We start from the raw sequence: 16,629 nt of genomic DNA on the forward strand, positions 1-16,629 counted from the left end.
CGGGCAGATTCACCGGCGAACCCGTCACATCTGCAGGCCGGCACCGGCTGGCCATTTCCTTCACTTGTCGTATTCCTGCATGCGCGGAGGCATGTCATGGCTGAAACCGAAATTCCCCGGCGCGTAGGGCACGCACCTGCCGGGATGTACGTCCTGGGTGCGGGCACCCTGGTAGCCGCGGCGCTCGCGGTGTTGGTGGCGCAGGTGGGGTTCGCCGTCCCAGCGGTACTCAACGGCCTGTTCCAGCAGGACCTGGGGCCGACCTCATCGCAGCTCACCTGGATCTCCGATGCCTTCATCGTGCCGGTCGCGCTGCTGGAGTTGACCTTCGGCGTGCTCGGTGACCTGTTCGGCCGCAAACGGCTGCTGGTCGGCGGCGCGCTGGTGCTCGCCATCGGCGAGGGTGTCGCCGTGCTGACGCCGGGCGCCGGGTCGTCGACAGGGACCCGGGTGCTCGTGCTGTGGATCGGGCAGATCATCGCCGGGATTGGTGCGGCCGCGCTGTTCCCGACCAGCCTGGCAATGGTCGCCGCGGGCACGCACACGGCCAGCGCCCGCGCCCGGGCCATCGCGGTCTGGGCGGCGGCGCTGGCCACGGGCGGCCTGATCTCCTCGGTGCTTGGCGGCCTGATGACCAGGATCGGCTTCGGCACTGATCCCAGTGCCAGCTGGCGATGGGCGTTCGTCGCGGTGCTCATCCTTGCGCTGGCCAGCGCGGCGATATCGCTGGCCATGGCCCAGAACTCTGCCGCGCCGGAGGGGCGGTCGCTGGACTGGCCGGGCCAGGTCACGGTCGCGGTCGCGTTGTTCGCGCTGCTGTTCGCGGTGATCCAGGCTCCCACCAGCGGCTGGGGCAGTGGTCAGGTCGTCGCGGGCTTCATCGTCGCCGCCTTGTTCCTTGCGCTGTTCATCTGGGCCGAGCGCAGGTCGCCGGCGCCGCTGCTGCGGCTGGACTTCTTCACGCACCGCGTGTTCGCCGTGAACGCCGTCGTCACCGTAGTCGGCATGTTCGCCTTCGTCGGCACCGCCTACGTGACCAGCATCCGGCTGACCGCCATCCAGGGGTTCACCCCGCTGAAGGCCTCCGTGGCGTTCGTCTTCCTCGGTGGCCTCACCCTGGTCCAGATGCCGCTTACCTCCAGGCTGCTCGAGCGGTACAACCCCAAGTGGGTGCTCGGCGGCGGGTTCGCGCTGATCGGCGCAGGCGACCTGTGGCTGGCCGCGGTGCCCGCGACGAACCTGTCGCTGGCGGCAATCGTGGCCCCGCTCGTGATCGCCGGCATCGGGTTCGCCCTGGCGGTCTCCTCGGTCACCGCCGTGGCGGTCAACGCCATGCCCAACCACCTGGCCGGCATGGCCAGCGGCACCACCAACATGCTGCGCGATCTAGGGTTCGGCCTGGGCCCGGCGGTCATCGGCGCGGTCGCGCTGAGCCAGGCGGCCGCGCAGATCTCCCGCACCGTGGCAGGCAGCGCCAGCCTGCGCGGCGCGCTGGCCGGGTTCACCGCCTCGGCCGCACACGCGCCCGCCGCCCAGCGTCCCGCCCTGGAGGCCGCAGTGGGCGCCGTGCAGTCCGGGCCGCTCGGCGCGAACGCGGTGCCGGCGACGGTGCCCGTGCCTGGCGGCCACGTCGTGCCGTTCAACCCGCTCAAGGACGTCGCCTTCCACGCCCTCAGCCATGCCTACTCCATCGGCTACGTGATCTGCGCAGTGGCCGCGCTGGCGGCCGCGCTGCTCGCCGTCGTGGGCGTGGGCGGCCGCGCACATGAGACGCAGACGGATCCGCGGACGCTGACCGAGCAGGAGGCCGCGTCATGACGTCGCAAACAAGGCGTCCTGGTGCCCCCTACGACCCGCTGGATCCGGACCACCACGCGGACCCGGCTCCGCGGCTCGCCGCGGCCCGGGAGCAATGTCCGGTATCGGAACCGCGCCCGGGGGTGTACGTGCTCGCCGGGCACGCCGATGTGCGTGCCGCCTTGGCCGCCCACGGGGCATTTTCCTCCAAAGGCAATTTCCTGCTGGCCGCCGGGACCGACCTCGCTCCGGTGCCGGCTGAGATGATCACCATGCTCGACCCGCCGGAACACACGGCCTTGCGCGCCCGGCTGCGGCACTGGTTCACTCCCGCGAGGCTGCGTGCGCTGGAGCCCCGGGTCCGCGAGATCGTGGCCGGCGTCCTCGGCGGGCTCGCCACGGGGCAGCCGGTCGAGGCGTTCACCACGCTGGCCCGGCCGGTTCCTGCCCGCATCGTGTACGCATTGCTCGGCCTGCCGGAAAAGGACTGGGATCAGGTGCAGGCCTGGGCCGACGTGCTCAACAACCTCCTTCCGCAGATCCCGCAGGGCCTGCCAGAACTCGAGGCCCTCGGCGGCTACCTGGCCGGCCTGGCCGCGGAGCGCGCGGCGCAGCCGCTAGCCGGGGCCGATGTCATCGACGGGCTTACCCACGCGGCCGACGGCGAGGCGACCCTGTCCGTGCCGGAGGTCGTGGCGCACATGATGCAGCTCATCGTGGCGGGCACCGACACGACGGCTAGCCTGATCACCAGCCTGCTCTACGAACTGCTCACGGACCGGACCCGGTGGGAGCGGCTGCTCGCCGACCGGTCCCTGGTCATCCCGGTGATCGAGGAATCGCTGCGCCACGACTCCCCGCTGCCCTACGTGCTGCGCACTGTCAGGGAGGGGCGGGAGATCGACGGCTGCCCGGTATCCGCCGGGGACCGGCTCGTGCTCAGCCTGCAGTCCGCCAACTGGGACGAGGATGCCTGGGGGCCCGACGCCAGCCGGTTCGTCATCGACCGCCCGTCCGGGCAGGCAGCGAACATGGCGTTCGGCTACGGCATCCACACCTGCCTGGGCGCGCCGCTGGCCAGGCTCGAAGCGCGGATCGTGCTCGAGGCGATGCTGGACCGGTTCCCTGGCCTGCGACTGGTGCCCGGCTACGTTCGCGAAGCCGCTCCCGGGCTCATGACCCGCCGGCCGCGCCGGCTCGACGTCGTGCTGTAAGACCCGGGCCAGCCACCTCGTAGTCGCCCGTGTCACGCGCCGCTTGCATCTTTCCGGCAGGACTGGGCCCGAGTCGCCGCAGGCGGGAGGCGGCGTGCCTCCCGCCCGCGGCCAGCGAGCAGGGCGCCGCCAAGCCCAGCATAGGGACCCTGCTGAGGATCAGCGACGCGCTCAGCGTCGGACTGCCGGCGCTGGTCGAGGCACCCGACCCCAGCCAGGTGAAGGTCACCCGCGGTGGAGCAGTGAGTCCGGCGGGCGGACGGTGCTGGTGGCCGGCACCGGACCACCGGACGTGGTCAAGCTGTGGGACTGGACCCTAGGCCCCGGAGACCATCATGTGAGCGAGGCCCACACGCCGGGCACCAAAGAGCTCGCGCAGGTCCAGCAGGACACGGTCACGATTGAGGTCGCATCCCAGTTGGTCACCCTCGATGCCGGCGACCCGGTCGCGTTCGGCGGCGACGTGCCGCACTTCTACGCCAATCCGGGCACCCAGCCGGCGAGGCTCTCCCTGGCCGTCTTCGAGCCGGGCGGGGGGCCGGGATCCCGATCGGAGGTTGCCAGTGCCTGACCTCGGCATGCTCAAGCAGTTCCTCGCCGGCGGCCATGTCGACGCTGAGCACGGACACGTCGCCGGGGCCCGAGCGCGAGGGCGTAGCAGGTGGCGGCGGCGGTCAGCTCGACGGCAGCCGCGCGGCCCGGGTCGCGATGCTCGCCAGCATGACCCGCGAGGAACTGGAAGCGGTCGGCGGCGTGCAGGAGGACGACTAGCGACGGCGGGCAAGGCCCAAGCTAAGCTGCCTGCGCAAGGACCTCATGCAGGCAGTGCCGCCTACCGACACGCCGCTGGACGAGGTACCGCATCTGGGGCATTCCTGGGGCACGCGCAGATCCCGCAGTTAGTGGTCGCGGACCCGCGCGATTGCCCGAGAATCCTTGCATGGCAGCCTTTTGAGCTGCAGAAACTCACATTTGGCAGTAGACGGAGGCGGTGACGGCGGCCGGGACATGGGGCATGATGGTCCCGCTGAGCCTGGACCCCGGGGCGCTGCGGGCGGCCTTGATGACCATGTGGCGGTGGCCTGAGCCGCGCGGTGCGCGGTCTCCGGCAGGACATTGGTATACGTGTCGGCGGTGGTGACGATGCTTGAGTGTCCCAGCATCTGCTGGATGACCTTCAGGTCGGTGTGCGAGGCCAGGGCGAGGGTGGCGGCGCTGTGGCGCAGGTCATGCAGCCGGGGCGCCGCCGTCCAGCAGTTCCCGCAGCCGGGCCAGTTCTGCCTGCAGCTGCCGGGTTTCGGCCTGCATCCGCAGGACCCGGCGGATGCCGGCCAGGTTGAGGCCGTCGGCGGTCAGCGCGCAGATCTCGGCCAGCCGGTCGATGTCGTGCCGGGAGTAGCGACGGGTGCCGCCGCCGCTGCGCGCCGGGTCGATCAGCCCTTCCCGCTCGTAGATCCGCAGCGTCTGCGGGTGCAGCCCGGCGAGCTCGGCGGCCACCGAGATGCTGAACAGCCCCCGGTCCCCATCCGCCCACCCCGGGCTCACCACGGCCGGCCCCGGCGGTAGCGCAGCAGAAGCTCGGCCAGCAGTGCGAGCCGCAATTCCTCATCCCGGGCTCCTGCCCGGGACCCCGGGCGCGGGCCGCCTTCCACCCGGGTCGGCCCTGCCACCAGCGGCGGCCCGGAGGCCCTGGCCGACGGCGCGGCGCCGCCCGCCGCGCTAGGCGCGGGCGGGTGCCGGACCGTGACCGGCACCCGGCCCGCCTGCCGCCCGGGGTCCAGGCCCCGGTCGTAGGCGGCCCGGCGGCCCGGGTCGCCGAGCACCTGCCAGGCCTCGGCCAGGGCGCGGAACCGGGCCGGCGCGCCGTCGTCGCCGTGGCGCGCGTCGGGGTGCTCGTCCCGGGCCCGGCGCCGCCAGGCCAGCGCGATCTCCTCCCGGGAGGCGTCCCTCGCCACCCCGAGCAGCTGGTACAGGTCCCGGGCCGGCTCCCGGGGGCCGGCAGCGGCCATCACTGTCACTCCCTTCCGCCGCACGGCTGCGCACGCGGTTTCCTCCATTATGTGCCAGGAGGAAACCTGAGTCGAGCCTTGTCAGATAACTCGCTGCCGTGCTATATAGATCCCGTGAGCGTGACAGACAACCGACACGGCAAGGAGGCACCAGCCATGCTCATGCGCACCGACCCGTTCCGCGAGCTGGACCGGTTCACCCAGCAGGTCTTCGGCACCGCCGCCCGGCCCGCCGCAATGCCGATGGACGCCTACCGCCACGGCGACGACTTCTACATCCACCTCGACCTGCCCGGCATCAACCCGGACTCCATCAGCCTGACCGTCGAGCAGAACGTGCTCACCGTCCGCGCCGAGCGCGCCCCGGCCCAGCCCGACGTCGCCGAGCTCCTCATCGCCGAACGGCCCTACGGCACCTACACCCGGCAGGTCTTCCTCGGCGAGACCCTCGACGCCGAAAAGATCGCCGCCGACTACGCCGCTGGCGTCCTCACCCTGACCATCCCGGTCCGCGAGGCCGCCAAGCCCCGCAGCATTCAGATCACCAGCAGCGACACCAAGCAGGCCGTCACCGCCTAGCACCCCGGGGACCGCCGTCGCGGCGCCCCGCGCCAACAGCGCGGAGCGCCGCGAGGTGCCCGCTGAACGCCGATGACGCCGGCAAAAGTCCCAAGGCCGACATCGGGATCGCGATGGGCACCGGCACCGAGGTGACCAGGGAAGCCGCGGTGATGATCCTGACCGACGACAACCTCGCCCGGTACATCCGCTACCAGGTCAGCGGCCTGTTCGGCTACATCATCACGTTCCTGTCCGCCAGCATCTTCAACATCGCGGGCGGCGAACCGCTCCTGCCGCTGCAGACGCTATGGGTAAGCTTCACCACCTTGTCCATCCAGGCCATCGGGCTCGGATACAGCAAACCCGCCGCCGGGCTCATGGACCGGCCGCCCCTACCGCCAGGCCGGCCGATCCTGACCCGCGGGCTCGTCTGCTGGCTCGCCTTCACCGGCCTGCTGACGGCGACCGGCACCCTCGGCGTGATCAGCTGGGCGGATCACGCTCACGGACTCGCCATCGCCCGGACCATGGACATGGTCACGTTCGCGCTGTTCAGCCTGTTCTTCTCGATCGAGTGCAAAGACGAGATGGATTCGGCGTTCTCCCTCGACACCTTCTCCGGCAAGACGTTCCTCATCACGACCAGCGCGTGGTTTATCCTGCTGGTCCTGTCCACCGTCCTGGGCATCTTCCAGAACGTGATGGGCACCACCAGGCTTGACGTCCCGCAATGGCTGATCTGCACCGCCGCCGCCCTGTCAATCGTCGCCGCCGCGGAAATCCGCAAAAGCCGAACGACGGCGGCCCGCCACCACGCGATCCAGCCCGTCAGTTTGATTGGCTAACCCCTGAGCAGCACGCCGCGCTGATGCGAGAGGCTCCTCCCGGCTCGTTCGGCGCGCTGCCTGATGCCGATCAGCATGCGGCGGTCCATCGCGAAGCTGACAGGCTCGACGATGGCGGGCCCGAACTGCAGCCTGCTGAGGAGGTCACCGGAGGTGTCGCACCGGTAGCGGCTGATGACCCGGCACCGACCCGGCCCGGCCGGCTCGACGAGGAACAGCCAGCTCGCCGTCATCCACCGGTCGCTGGCCCGGGCCGGCCCGCCCGAGGGCGGGGCCTCGGGCTGCCGGGCGTTGCTCAGGGCGGGTACTGGTGCCATGTAGGCGACCTGGGCGCGGCCTGGCTGGACGGACACGATACGCAGCGGCGGCGCCTTCGGGTGCAGGTGCAGTTCGCCGCCTTCGCGGGCGGCCCATTCCGGGTGTACGGCCGCGGCGTTGCGGACCTGGCAGCCGATGAGGTTCTCCAGCCACTGGTAGCTGTAGAACCCGCCGCGGTCCGCGCCGATCTGCGCGACCCACGGCCACACGTCCGCGGCGGGCGCCTGGATCTGGACGGCGTGCGTCCAGCCCCATCGCGGCAGCGGAACCAGGTCATCGCCCGGGTAACGGCGCGCCACGGCCTGCCCGCCGGCGCCCCACCGGGCGCGGCTGCCCCGGCTGAACGGGGTCAGCAGCGCGGCCGCCATAACGGCCACGCCGAAGGCGCCTTCCGCGACGTCACGCCACCTGTCGTGTCGTGCCATCACGGGAACCTTGCTGGGCAGCCTCGGGGCTCGGGCGCTTGAGCAGGACGACGGGATGGACCATGCGCCATCCCGCGCCCCACGTGGAGACCAGGCCCACCGCTTCCCAGCCTTCGGCGCCGAGCCTGTCCAGTTCCGGAACAGCGCGCTCGATCTTCGTGAAGTCAGCGACGGCATACTCCCAGTGCTGCATGGCTGTTCCCCTCCGTTTCTTGATCCTGCGCACGCAGGATCCCGGCTCAGAAGTCCATGCCTCAATGCTGAGCCCACCAAGCAGGCCCTTGCAGGGCCGAAGGACCGTCGCCGGCATGGTCTTCCGGCCCATTCCGTCAGCGGACTCCGCAGCTCAAGCATCACGGCCTGGTCAGCGGCGCCCGCGCTCATCCCTAGCCGCCTGGCCGGGCCGGGCATCGTTCCGGCGGTAAAGGATGGGTGATCCGGGCAAGCCAGGGTGAACCGCTGGCCTGCCGGTTTCACTGCCGTGGTCGGGCATGTTCCGGCGCTCCGGGCTGCCGGCCGGCTAGCTGGTGAGGGTGCCGAGGATCACCGTGACGGTGGTCTCGGTGCCGTCGCGGGTCAGCTGTGCCTGCACGCGGTCACCGGGCTTGTGCGCGGCCAGGACCGATTGCAGCGCGGCCAGGTCAAACTCCCTGATGAGGGTGTTGAACCGGTGGATCAGGTACTCGGGCCGGAGGCCAAAAATAAGGCTCGCAAGCACGGAGGTTATCTCGCGGCGTGACGGGCAGAGGGGCCAGACATTGCACAGCCGGTTACCAAGGAGGAGAAATGGCGGACGTATTCACCGTCCTGGCCAAGGACCACCAGGAAGTCAAGAACATGCTGGCGGAGCTGGAAAAGGGCCCGACCAGGGCGACCGGGATCAGCGAGGACCAGCTGGCGCTGCGCAAGAAGATGACGCAAGAGCTGATCATCGAAGAGTCCAAGCACGAGGCGCTGGAGGAAATGTACTTCTGGCCCGCCGTGCGCAAGCACCTGCCGGCCGGCAACACCCTGGCCGACGAGGCAACCGGACAAGAGCAGCAAGCCAAGCAGGTTCTCGCCGACCTGGACAAGCTCGACGCCAGCGACGCGAAGTTCGAGCAGCTGCTCGCCAAGTTCACCATCGCGGCCCGGCAGCACATCGAGTTCGAGGAGACCCTGGTGTGGCCGGCCCTGCGTGCTGCGCTCACCGCCGAGACGGCGGCCGAACTCGGCGCAAAGATCGCCGACGGCAAGAGTAGCGCTCCCACCCGGCCGCATCCGCACACGCCCCCCACCCCCGGCGCACTCAAGACGGCCGGGCCCGTGGCGGCCGCGACGGATAAGGTCCGCGACACGATCACCGGCCGAGGCACCGACTAACACCAGCCCGGTTAGCACGCCTGCCGCCCGCGTCCGGGCCCGGCCGGGCGGCAGGCGCCAACCGGGGGCGGCTTAGGCTCCATGCCCCTCCGGCCCGGCTCATCCGGAATTGCCACCGCGTGTGCGTGTGTTTGATGGTGGCTTTCGCTGGCAGTTAGCCAGACAGAGCCATGACAGGGAGAACCGCGATCTGGATGGTCGTTGCAGTCGCCGTCGCCGGGCTCGCCGTCTGGCTGGGCAGCGTGGCGCTGGCGGCGCGCAAGCCGTACCGGGAACGCGCGCACGGGGAGCGGCTCCCCGGCAGCGTACAGGGCGGCATGCACGTCGGCGTCGGCCGCAGCGTGGCACCGCGGCGCGACAAGCCGGTGACACCCGGGGACGTCCCTGCCGGAGACACACTCCACCCGGGCGCGGAAGACCCCGGCGCCGCCCCTGAATTCAGGGACGCGAGGCGGGGCCTGAGAGCCCGCTAGACCGGTAAAAGCAGTACGGACTCGCTCAGGCAGAGAGCGGTCTTCGACCGCCGCCAAGGAGGAGGGAAATCATGAACCAGCCAGCGCAGCAGCAGGAGCCGCCGGGCCGGACCGGCGAGATGAACCCGCGGCCGGACCACGGCGAGGAGAGCTACCAGGGGTCGGGACGGCTGGCCGGCAAGGCCGCCGTGATCACCGGCGCGGACAGCGGTATCGGCCGGGCCGTGGCCATCGCCTTCGCCCGGGAAGGCGCCGACGTCCTTATTTCCTATCTCGACGAGCACGACGACGCGCAGGAGACCGCCCGCTGGGTGGAGCAGGCAGGTCGTAAGGCGGTGCTCGTCCCCGGGGACATGGCTGACGCGGCGCACTGCCGCTTGGTCATCAACACCGCCGTCGCGGAGTTCGGACGGGTCGACGTGCTGGTCAACAACGCCGCGCAGCAGCGCACCCACGACAAGCTCGAGGACATCTCCGACGAGGAGTGGGACCGGACGCTCGCCGTCAACCTCAGCGCGTTCTTCTACCTGACCAAGGCCGCGCTGCCGCACATGAGGCCCGGAGCGTCGATCATCGGGACCTCTTCGGTCAACTCTGACTCGCCGACTCCGGCACTGCTGCCCTACGACGTGATCAAAGCCGGCATCGCGAACATGACCGCGGGACTGGCACAGCTGCTGGCGCCGCGCGGCATCCGCGCCAACAGCGTCGCGCCCGGCCCGGTATGGACGCCGCTCATCCCATCGACCATGCCCGCGGAGCACGTGGAGAGCTTCGGCTCCTCGTCCGCGCTGGACCGCCCGGGACAGCCAGCCGAGGTCGCGCCGGTGTACGTGATGCTCGCCTCCGACGAGGCCAGCTACGTCTCCGGCGCCCGGGTCGCCGTCACCGGCGGCAAGCCCATCCTGTAACCACGCCCGCCCCCGCGACCGGAAAGGACGCGACATGGCAGTCACCACCTTCCACGACTTCCCCCTCGCCCCGCGGGACCGCGAATGGGACGGCGCGGCAGCAGAAAAACGCGTGCGCGCATGGGCGGACGCCAAGGACAAGCCCACCCCCAGGTACCGCGACGCGCACATCAGGTACGACGCCGGCAGCAAGCAGAACTTCACCGCCTACAAACTGCTCTTCACCGATGTCGTCAACGGCCGCCACGTCGCCGTGCCACGGGCGATCATGGCCGCGGGCAACATCATGCAAGGGGCTGCGCGAGCTTTCCCGCAGGGCGCCAGTCAAAGCGGCGAACAGGGACGCCCGGCTACCCGCGCCCGGGTCCCTCACACGTGAAGGCACCTGCCAACCCAACAGGGGCAACACCGCGAGCCGGAATAGGAAGGCGAACGCCGGGTAGCCAGCGGCTACAAGGCCCACGCACCCGGTCACCGGAAGGAATTACCTCATGGCGATCATCCTGCTCGTTCTCCTGCTAGCGATCATCTTGGGCGGCCTGGGGTTCGCCATCCACGTCCTGTGGTGGATCGCGCTCGCGGTTCTCGTGCTCTGGCTGATCGGCTTCCTCCTCCGCGTCGGCGAAGGCACCTCACGCAGCCGCTGGTACCGATGGTGATCTCCGCCACCCCCGGACGCGGTCGTGGCCGCCTGGATCGGCACGTCGGGCTGGAGCTACGACCACTGGCACCCTGAGCTCTACCCGCCCGGCCTGCCCGCGCGCCACCGCCTCGCTCGTTACACCCAAGCCTTCACCACCGCCGAGCTGAACAGCAGCTTCTACCGCTGGCCGGCCCCGGCGGCGTTCGCCAGCTGGCGGCACCGCCTGCCCGACGGATTCCGGCTCTCGGTCAAGGCACCGCGCGGCCTGACCCACGCCCGCAAGCTGCAGGCGCCGGAGACCTGGCTGGAGCGCATCGCGGCCGGCTGGCACGAACTGGACGGCCGCCGGGCCGTGCTGCTGGTGCAGCTGGCGCCAGCCCAGACCCGCGACGACACCCGGCTGGACTACTTCCTCGCGCGGGTCCCTGGCTGGATGCGCGTCGCGGTGGAGTTCCGGCACCCGAGCTGGCACTGCGAGGAGGTGTTCGCGCTGCTCGCCGGGCACCGCGCCGCCTACTGCGTGATGAGCGGCGCCGGCCTTCCGTGCGTGCTGCGCGCCACCACCGGCTTCGTCTACGTCCGGATGCACGGCCCAGACCGCGGGCACCTGTACGCGGGCTCCTACCCCGACACCGACCTGCGCTGGTGGGCCGACCGGATCCGTGAGTGGGACCGGGCCGGCCAGGACGTGTTCGTCTACTTCAACAACGACGGCGAAGCCAACGCGGTGCGCAACGCCCGGACCCTCCGGGCGCTGCTCAGCGAATGACCGCCTACGGCCCGCGGCGCAGAAGGCCTTGCCGCCGGTGCGGTCTCCCTTGGTGGCGTGTCTTAAGCGCTAGCCGGCGCCGCGCTGAGGGAGGTCGCTGTTCCGATGGAGGCCGCTAGTCGGTTGTCAGCCGGTTTCGCTTGCTAGCAGTTGCTCCACCGTGCTCACCCGCAGCGACTCAAGCTCGCTGGACTGGCGGTCGGCGCGTACGAGGAGGTCATCCAGGCGGTCCGCGTCGAGCCGGCCGTCCCGTGCGGCCAGCGCGCGCAGCGTGCGCCACCCTGCGGCCTTGCCGCCCACCCCCAGGCGCAGCATCTCCGTCTCCTCCAAGTCGCTGAGCGGGGACCGGGTGACCAGGTGGCCGTTGAGCTTCAGCCGCCCGGCCCGCTCCCCGGCCCAGGAAGCGAAGACCTTGTAGCCGCGAACCGGGATGCCGAGCGTGGTCATGATCCGCAGCAGGGCGGTCCGGTCCGCGGTGATCTCGCTCGCCAGCCGGCTCAAGACGGCCGCACGCTCGGTTCCCGGCTCGGCCGACGCCGCCATCCGCCTGGCCAGGCCCGTGCCCGTGGTCGCGCCGGCCAGGTGGTCATTGAGGTAGATCCCGAGCAGGCCCTGCGTTGTCATGGCTTCTCCTATTCCCTTAGCGGAATCCGCAGGGCCTCAGACCGCGCGCGCGAACGTCTTGACCAGCTGCTGGTCGAACGCGTCGAGGTCGTCGGGCTTGCGGCTGGTGACCAGGTCGAAGCCCTGCTCGGGGCTGAGGACCACCTGCTCGTCGCGCCAGTCGCCGCCGGCGTTGCGGATGTCGGTGCGCAGGCTCGGCCAGCTGGTCAGCGTCTTGCCCGCCACCACGCCCGCCTCGACCAGGGTCCAGGGGCCGTGGCAGATCGCCGCGATCGGCTTGCCGGCCACGGCGAACGCCTTGACGAAGGCGACCGCCTCCGGCACCAGCCGCAGCTTGTCGGGATTGCCGACACCGCCGGGCAGCACCAGCCCGGCGAAGTCCGCCGCCGAGACGTCGCCGACCGCGTGATCGGGCTCGTAGCGACCGCCGGGCTCGGCGTCGTGGTTGACCGTCTTAACCGGGTCCTTCTCCGGCGCTAGCAGGACGGGCTCCCCGCCAGCGTCCTTGACCGCCTGCCAGGGGCTGGTCAGCTCCACCTGCTCGACCCCCGCGTTCGCGACCAGGAACGCGATGCGCTTACCGGCGAGTTCGTTGCTCATGGGCTCTCCCCGTCTTCGGTCATCCTGGCTCGCGTCCGAGCCACCGAGACCTGCCTCTCCCCGCGCATGGCGAGGCTAATCCTGGGCAGCCGCGGTGTTCAGACGGTCCGAGGAACACGATGTTGGCCTTCTCGGCGATGAAGTCCCGGGTGCCGAGGTGGGCGATCAGGTCTCTTTTGAGGCCGCGGGCGTGACGCCATGACTGGAGGAAGCATGACAGGGGCAGCCGGGGCGAGCGTCAGTTGAGTCCCAGCACCGCAATCACGCTTCGCGCGGCGGCCCCACCTTCCTCGATTGCCACATCGACAGCCGCGGAAACGTTAAGGTCGGCCGCTAGCAGCCGGCTTGTCTCAGCTACCGCCGCTGCGGCCGGACGGGTGCGCCCGGCCGCCCGGTACAGCTCTTCCAGGCGTGCTCCCGCCTGGTCGAGCAGGGCGGGAGAGTAGTCCCAGTCCTTGCCCCACGGACGGTCCAGGATCATCAGCCGCACGGCCGCGGCGGGATGGCCGTCGACAAGGTCGCGGACGAGCACTAGATTTCCCGCGGACTTGGCCATCTTCGCTCCTCCCACCCGGACCGTGCCCGCATGCAGCCATGCGCGCGCATAGGGGCGGACACCGGTGAACGCCTCGACCATCGCCGCCTGGTAGGCATGATGCGGGAAACGCAGGTCAGCGCCGCCCGCATGGACATCGACGGCGGCGCCGAAAACCGACAGCGCCATGGCCGCGCACTCGGCGTGCCACCCCGGGCGCCCGCGTCCCCACGGCGAGTCCCAAGCCGGATGACCCGGCTCGCCGGCCTGCCAGACCGCCACGTCCAGCGGGTCGTCCTTGGCCGGGTCGTCCGGCCGACCGCCGTACTCCACCGACAGGCGCAGCGCCGCGTCCCGGCCCAGTCCAGACCCGCGGATGGCGGGTTCCCCGCGGAAGTACACGCTGCCGTCTCGGACATAGGCGGCGCCGCCCGCCAGCAGGCCGCCGGCTAGGCGGATGACCTGGTCGACGTAACGGCGCGCCCTGGGCTCATGCTGAACGTCCCGCACATTCAGCGCCGCCATGTCCCGGTCAAAGTAATACTGCCCGGCCGCCGCGAACGCGTCGTACGGCTCCCCGGCCCGGTGCGCCGCCTCGTCGAGCACGTCGTCGACATCGGTGACGTTGCGGCATGTCTCAGGTTCCACGCCGAACAGGCGCAGCGTTCGGGCCAGCGCATCGACCCAGACAAACGTGGCCGCGTGCCCCAGGTGCGTGACGTCGTACGGCGTGATCCCGCACGTGTAGATCCGGGCGCGATCAAGGAACACCAACCTACGGCCACCCAGAGCCAGGCCGCTGACTTCGGCAACTCCGTTGTCAACCCGCGTCTCGTTCATAACCCCAGTGTCGTCGCCCCGATGCCGCCGGTAAACCAGGACCGCCAGCAGCGGGGTGTCACGACGAGGCGCACTTCAGCAACCGGGCAGGGCACCCGATGATGTGGCCGATCTTCTGGCCGACCGACACCGATTTCTCCAACCCGGCCAACACCCGCCACCCGTCCGAGGACGTGAACGCCGTGGCCAAGTCCATCGGCGAGCAGGTCGCCGCGGTCGTGGCGGCCACGGGGACCTCCGACGACCCCCGGGGGTACGGCCAGATGGTCGCCGCGGAGCTGTTCCCCGATGTGCTGTCGTACGTGGTCGGCACGCCTGCGGCTCACGGTTTCGCCGGCCGCAACGGCCGGACACTGGCCGACAACGCACCGGAAGTCATGCTGTCTCTAGTCACCAACATGGCCGTGCCCTCAGGACTCGGGTCGGCCGTGGCCAAAAGCCTGCCAGCTGAAAGCCGTGTGTCTGGCGTGCGCGGGACGGGAACCACGCACTCGTTCTGGATGATGTTTTCCGCTATCCCGAACGGGGGCATGCTTCGCCTGTCCCCCCACGTGAGACCTCGCCGCACGATCACGAACGAGGAAGGGCAACGCAATGCCGTACGTAACCGTCGGGAAAGAGAACTCGGCACCCATCGAGATCTACTACGAGGACCACGGCTCGGGACAGCCCGTCGTGCTCATCCACGGGTTCCCGCTGAACGGCCGGGCCTGGGAGCGCCAGGAACGAGCGCTGATCGCCGCCGGGCACCGCGTCATCACCTACGACCGGCGAGGCTTCGGCAAGTCTGGCCGGCCAGTCACCGGGTATGACTACGACACCTTTGCCGCCGACCTGGACAAGCTCGTCACCGCGCTTGACCTTCGCGGCTTCGACGTGGCCGGCCACTCGATGGGCGGCGGGGAGATCGCCCGCTACCTTGGCAGCTACGGATCGGACCGGGTCCGGCGGGCCGCCATCATCTCTGGGATTCCGCCCTACCTGCTCAAGACCGACGAGACACCGCAGGGTGTCCCGCAAGAGGTCTTCGACCAGATCGCCGGGGCGCTGACCGCCGACCGGTTCGCCTACTTCACCGAGTGGAACAAGAACTTCTTCAACCTGGACCAGACCCTCGGCAGCCGGATCAGCGAGGAGGTGGTCACGGACGCCTGGAACACCGCAGTCAGCGCCTCGGCCGCCGGCACGATCGCATGCGTGGCGACCTGGCACACCGACTTCCGCGCCGACCTGCCCAAGATCGAGATCCCGGTGCTTGTCATGCACGGCACCGCCGACCGCATCCTGCCCATCGACGCCTGCGGTGCGCGCACCCACGAGCTCATCGCTGGCAGCGAGTACGTCGCCATCGACGGCGCCGGCCACGGCCTGTGCTGGACTCACGCCGAAGAGGTCAACGCCCACCTCGTGCCGTTCCTCAGCTGACGCCACCGTGTCCCGCTCCGGCCTGAGATCGTGACGTCTTCCTGCGGGCGGCCTCACGGGTCCCTGACCCGCAGGTTAGGCTGTTGACCGGGCGATGGTGCAGCTCGGCCTGGATCGCGAGGCCGCTGGCCATGCTCCTGGCACGTACCTGGCAGTTGGAGGCCACCCGGCCGTCGAACTCCGCCGCTGTTAGCGGCTGCTACGTGCCGCCGACGATGATGTCGCGCCCCGGGCACGCCGAGGCCGCCGACGCGGCCAAGTCCGCGTTCAGCCGTCCAGGCTGATCAGCTGTTCTGGCGGGACGATCGGCTTGCCCTGCGGGACGTTGCGCCCTGCACGCGGAACTGAGACCGAGAGACCATAGGTATAAACGTCGGCCGCAGTGGCTGCTTCCGGAATCGGGGGGTTGGTCGCCATGACGTGGATGACCGAGGGGATCATCGTCGGGTATGACGGATCGCCAGGTAGTGAGCTCGCGTTGCACTGGGCCGCCCGGGAGACCAGCGATCGCGGGACCACGCTGACGGTCTGCCATGCCTGGGCGCCGGAAGAACTCGCGCTGCTCATCGAGCCCCCGCTGCTCGATCTCGCGCGGCGGCAGGGCGAGGAGATCGTGCAACGGGGCCTGGTGCACGCCGAGCCGTTCGCGGGCCCCGGCGGCGTGCAGCCGCTGCTGGCCGCCGGGTCGCCGGCCCGGGTGCTGTGCGAGCACAGCGGGAGCGTCGGCATGGTCGTGGTCGGTTCCCGGGGCCACGGCAGGCTCGCCGGGCTGCTGCTGGGATCGGTCGCCTGGCAGCTGGCCGCACACGGGCACGGCCGGATAGTCATCGTTCGCGGGCCAGCGGGCAGCGCTGACGGCGGTCCGGGCCCGGTTGTGGCGGCGGTAGACGGGTCGGCGGCGTCACGCGCTGTGCTGGAGTTCGCCGCCGAGGAGGCCGCGCTGCGCCACGTTCCCGTCCTCGCCGTCTGCGCGCTGGCCGACGCGCACGCAAGCGTGGGCGGCGCACGCCATATGGAAGATGAATTCACCAGCCTGCTAACCGGCTGGGAGAAGCAGCATCACGCTGTCACCGTGCTGCGGCAGGTCAGCCAAGGCTCACCACGAACGGCGCTGCTTGAGGCCGGAGCCAAGGCCCAGATGATCATCGCGGGCGCCCGAGGCAGGGGCGGATTCCCCAGCATGACCCTGGGCTCGGCCGCCGCCGCCCTGCTGCACTACGCGCCTTGCCCGGTCGGCATCGTCCGCCCGCCTGTCCCAGCGCAAGGCTGACAGGTCCC

25 protein-coding genes are annotated in these 16,629 nt (G+C 70.4%); 15 read left to right on the forward strand and 10 right to left on the reverse strand.

Annotation, left to right across the window (positions count from 1 at the left end):
• The first annotated feature begins 96 nt into the window (after window positions 1–96).
• From EAS64_RS04075 to EAS64_RS43295, 4 genes are all read left to right on the forward strand, one after another.
• Window positions 97–1,818, forward strand: coding sequence for an MFS transporter (locus tag EAS64_RS04075; RefSeq protein ID WP_222848972.1), 1,722 nt, complete (start codon window positions 97–99; stop codon window positions 1,816–1,818).
• Entirely contained in the window at window positions 1,815–3,011 is a 1,197-nt protein-coding gene (locus tag EAS64_RS04080) for a cytochrome P450 (protein ID WP_145851334.1), read from the forward strand. Before EAS64_RS04075 ends, EAS64_RS04080 begins: the two co-directional genes overlap by 4 nt.
• Window positions 3,012–3,279: 268 nt before the next feature.
• Window positions 3,280–3,582: a cupin domain-containing protein gene (locus EAS64_RS04085; protein ID WP_222848973.1), complete on the forward strand. Its 303-nt coding sequence runs from the start codon at window positions 3,280–3,282 to the stop codon at window positions 3,580–3,582.
• Window positions 3,583–3,617: 35 nt separating this feature from the next.
• Window positions 3,618–3,782 (forward strand): hypothetical protein, encoded by a 165-nt coding sequence (locus EAS64_RS43295; RefSeq protein WP_187365678.1) that lies wholly within the window; start codon window positions 3,618–3,620, stop codon window positions 3,780–3,782.
• Window positions 3,783–3,910: 128 nt separating this feature from the next.
• Here the strand turns inward: EAS64_RS43295 and EAS64_RS04090 are convergent, their stop codons facing one another.
• From EAS64_RS04090 to EAS64_RS04100, 3 genes are read right to left on the reverse strand one after another with little or no spacing between them, the layout of a single operon-like run.
• On the reverse strand, window positions 3,911–4,246 hold the full coding sequence (locus tag EAS64_RS04090; RefSeq protein WP_145852337.1) for a tyrosine-type recombinase/integrase: 336 nt from the start codon (window positions 4,244–4,246) through the stop codon (window positions 3,911–3,913).
• Window positions 4,239–4,559: a heat shock protein transcriptional repressor HspR gene (locus EAS64_RS04095; RefSeq protein ID WP_246115512.1), complete on the reverse strand. Its 321-nt coding sequence runs from the start codon at window positions 4,557–4,559 to the stop codon at window positions 4,239–4,241. The genes EAS64_RS04090 and EAS64_RS04095 overlap by 8 nt, the downstream gene beginning before the upstream one ends.
• On the reverse strand, window positions 4,553–5,020 hold the full coding sequence (locus tag EAS64_RS04100; RefSeq protein WP_145851335.1) for a J domain-containing protein: 468 nt from the start codon (window positions 5,018–5,020) through the stop codon (window positions 4,553–4,555). Before EAS64_RS04100 ends, EAS64_RS04095 begins: the two co-directional genes overlap by 7 nt.
• Window positions 5,021–5,176: 156 nt before the next feature.
• On the opposite strand from EAS64_RS04100, the gene EAS64_RS04105 reads away from it, so the two are divergent.
• Both EAS64_RS04105 and EAS64_RS04110 read left to right on the forward strand, forming a co-directional pair.
• Window positions 5,177–5,599 (forward strand): Hsp20/alpha crystallin family protein, encoded by a 423-nt coding sequence (locus EAS64_RS04105; RefSeq protein ID WP_145852338.1) that lies wholly within the window; start codon window positions 5,177–5,179, stop codon window positions 5,597–5,599.
• A gap of 113 nt (window positions 5,600–5,712) precedes the next feature.
• Window positions 5,713–6,426, forward strand: a complete 714-nt coding sequence (locus EAS64_RS04110) for a cation transporting ATPase C-terminal domain-containing protein (RefSeq protein WP_145851336.1) — start codon at window positions 5,713–5,715, stop codon at window positions 6,424–6,426.
• Here EAS64_RS04110 and EAS64_RS04115 read toward each other — a convergent pair.
• The 3 genes from EAS64_RS04115 to EAS64_RS04125 form a co-directional block, all read right to left on the reverse strand.
• Entirely contained in the window at window positions 6,423–7,169 is a 747-nt protein-coding gene (locus tag EAS64_RS04115; RefSeq protein ID WP_145851337.1) for a hypothetical protein, read from the reverse strand. The genes EAS64_RS04110 and EAS64_RS04115 overlap by 4 nt on opposite strands.
• The gene (locus EAS64_RS04120) at window positions 7,144–7,362 is read right to left on the reverse strand and encodes a hypothetical protein (RefSeq protein WP_187365679.1); all 219 of its coding nucleotides are present in this window, start codon (window positions 7,360–7,362) and stop codon (window positions 7,144–7,146) included. Before EAS64_RS04120 ends, EAS64_RS04115 begins: the two co-directional genes overlap by 26 nt.
• 327 nt (window positions 7,363–7,689) lie before the next feature.
• Complete coding sequence (locus EAS64_RS04125) at window positions 7,690–7,887, reverse strand: hypothetical protein (protein WP_145851339.1); 198 nt, start codon at window positions 7,885–7,887, stop codon at window positions 7,690–7,692.
• Between the two features lie 68 nt (window positions 7,888–7,955).
• Here EAS64_RS04125 and EAS64_RS04130 point away from each other — a divergent pair, with 68 nt between their 5' ends.
• From EAS64_RS04130 to EAS64_RS04155, 6 genes are all read left to right on the forward strand, one after another.
• Window positions 7,956–8,531, forward strand: coding sequence for a hemerythrin domain-containing protein (locus tag EAS64_RS04130; protein WP_145851340.1), 576 nt, complete (start codon window positions 7,956–7,958; stop codon window positions 8,529–8,531).
• 194 nt (window positions 8,532–8,725) lie between these two features.
• Window positions 8,726–9,004: a hypothetical protein gene (locus tag EAS64_RS04135; protein ID WP_145851341.1), complete on the forward strand. Its 279-nt coding sequence runs from the start codon at window positions 8,726–8,728 to the stop codon at window positions 9,002–9,004.
• Between the two features lie 71 nt (window positions 9,005–9,075).
• Complete coding sequence (locus tag EAS64_RS04140; protein ID WP_187365680.1) at window positions 9,076–9,915, forward strand: SDR family oxidoreductase; 840 nt, start codon at window positions 9,076–9,078, stop codon at window positions 9,913–9,915.
• A 34-nt stretch (window positions 9,916–9,949) separates the two neighbouring features.
• Window positions 9,950–10,294 carry a hypothetical protein gene (locus EAS64_RS04145; protein ID WP_187365681.1) on the forward strand — a complete coding sequence of 115 codons (345 nt, stop codon included), beginning with the start codon at window positions 9,950–9,952 and terminating at the stop codon, window positions 10,292–10,294.
• 112 nt (window positions 10,295–10,406) lie between these two features.
• A complete protein-coding gene (locus EAS64_RS04150) occupies window positions 10,407–10,574 on the forward strand; it encodes a hydrophobic protein (protein WP_145851343.1) in 168 nt (55 codons plus the stop codon).
• Between the two features lie 24 nt (window positions 10,575–10,598).
• Window positions 10,599–11,327, forward strand: a complete 729-nt coding sequence (locus tag EAS64_RS04155; RefSeq protein WP_145851344.1) for a DUF72 domain-containing protein — start codon at window positions 10,599–10,601, stop codon at window positions 11,325–11,327.
• 126 nt (window positions 11,328–11,453) lie between these two features.
• On the opposite strand, the gene EAS64_RS04160 is transcribed toward EAS64_RS04155, so the two are convergent.
• The 4 genes from EAS64_RS04160 to EAS64_RS43300 form a co-directional block, all read right to left on the reverse strand.
• On the reverse strand, window positions 11,454–11,951 hold the full coding sequence (locus EAS64_RS04160) for a hypothetical protein (protein WP_145851345.1): 498 nt from the start codon (window positions 11,949–11,951) through the stop codon (window positions 11,454–11,456).
• A 36-nt stretch (window positions 11,952–11,987) separates the two neighbouring features.
• Window positions 11,988–12,551, reverse strand: coding sequence for a type 1 glutamine amidotransferase domain-containing protein (locus tag EAS64_RS04165; RefSeq protein ID WP_145851346.1), 564 nt, complete (start codon window positions 12,549–12,551; stop codon window positions 11,988–11,990).
• 238 nt (window positions 12,552–12,789) lie between these two features.
• Window positions 12,790–13,857: a class I tRNA ligase family protein gene (locus EAS64_RS04175; protein ID WP_246115580.1), complete on the reverse strand. Its 1,068-nt coding sequence runs from the start codon at window positions 13,855–13,857 to the stop codon at window positions 12,790–12,792.
• Between the two features lie 127 nt (window positions 13,858–13,984).
• Window positions 13,985–14,239: a hypothetical protein gene (locus EAS64_RS43300; protein WP_187365682.1), complete on the reverse strand. Its 255-nt coding sequence runs from the start codon at window positions 14,237–14,239 to the stop codon at window positions 13,985–13,987.
• A 281-nt stretch (window positions 14,240–14,520) separates the two neighbouring features.
• Here EAS64_RS43300 and EAS64_RS04185 point away from each other — a divergent pair, with 281 nt between their 5' ends.
• The 3 genes from EAS64_RS04185 to EAS64_RS04190 all read left to right on the forward strand — a co-directional run bounded on the left by EAS64_RS04185 (window position 14,521) and on the right by EAS64_RS04190 (window position 16,621).
• Window positions 14,521–15,351, forward strand: a complete 831-nt coding sequence (locus EAS64_RS04185) for an alpha/beta fold hydrolase (protein WP_145851348.1) — start codon at window positions 14,521–14,523, stop codon at window positions 15,349–15,351.
• 131 nt (window positions 15,352–15,482) lie between these two features.
• Entirely contained in the window at window positions 15,483–15,635 is a 153-nt protein-coding gene (locus EAS64_RS43305) for a hypothetical protein (RefSeq protein WP_187365683.1), read from the forward strand.
• A gap of 131 nt (window positions 15,636–15,766) precedes the next feature.
• Window positions 15,767–16,621: a universal stress protein gene (locus tag EAS64_RS04190; RefSeq protein ID WP_145851349.1), complete on the forward strand. Its 855-nt coding sequence runs from the start codon at window positions 15,767–15,769 to the stop codon at window positions 16,619–16,621.
• Window positions 16,622–16,629: the final 8 nt, after the last annotated feature.

The sequence above is a fragment of the Trebonia kvetii genome (assembly GCF_007827045.1).
Lineage (GTDB): Bacteria > Actinomycetota > Actinomycetes > Streptosporangiales > Streptosporangiaceae > Trebonia > Trebonia kvetii.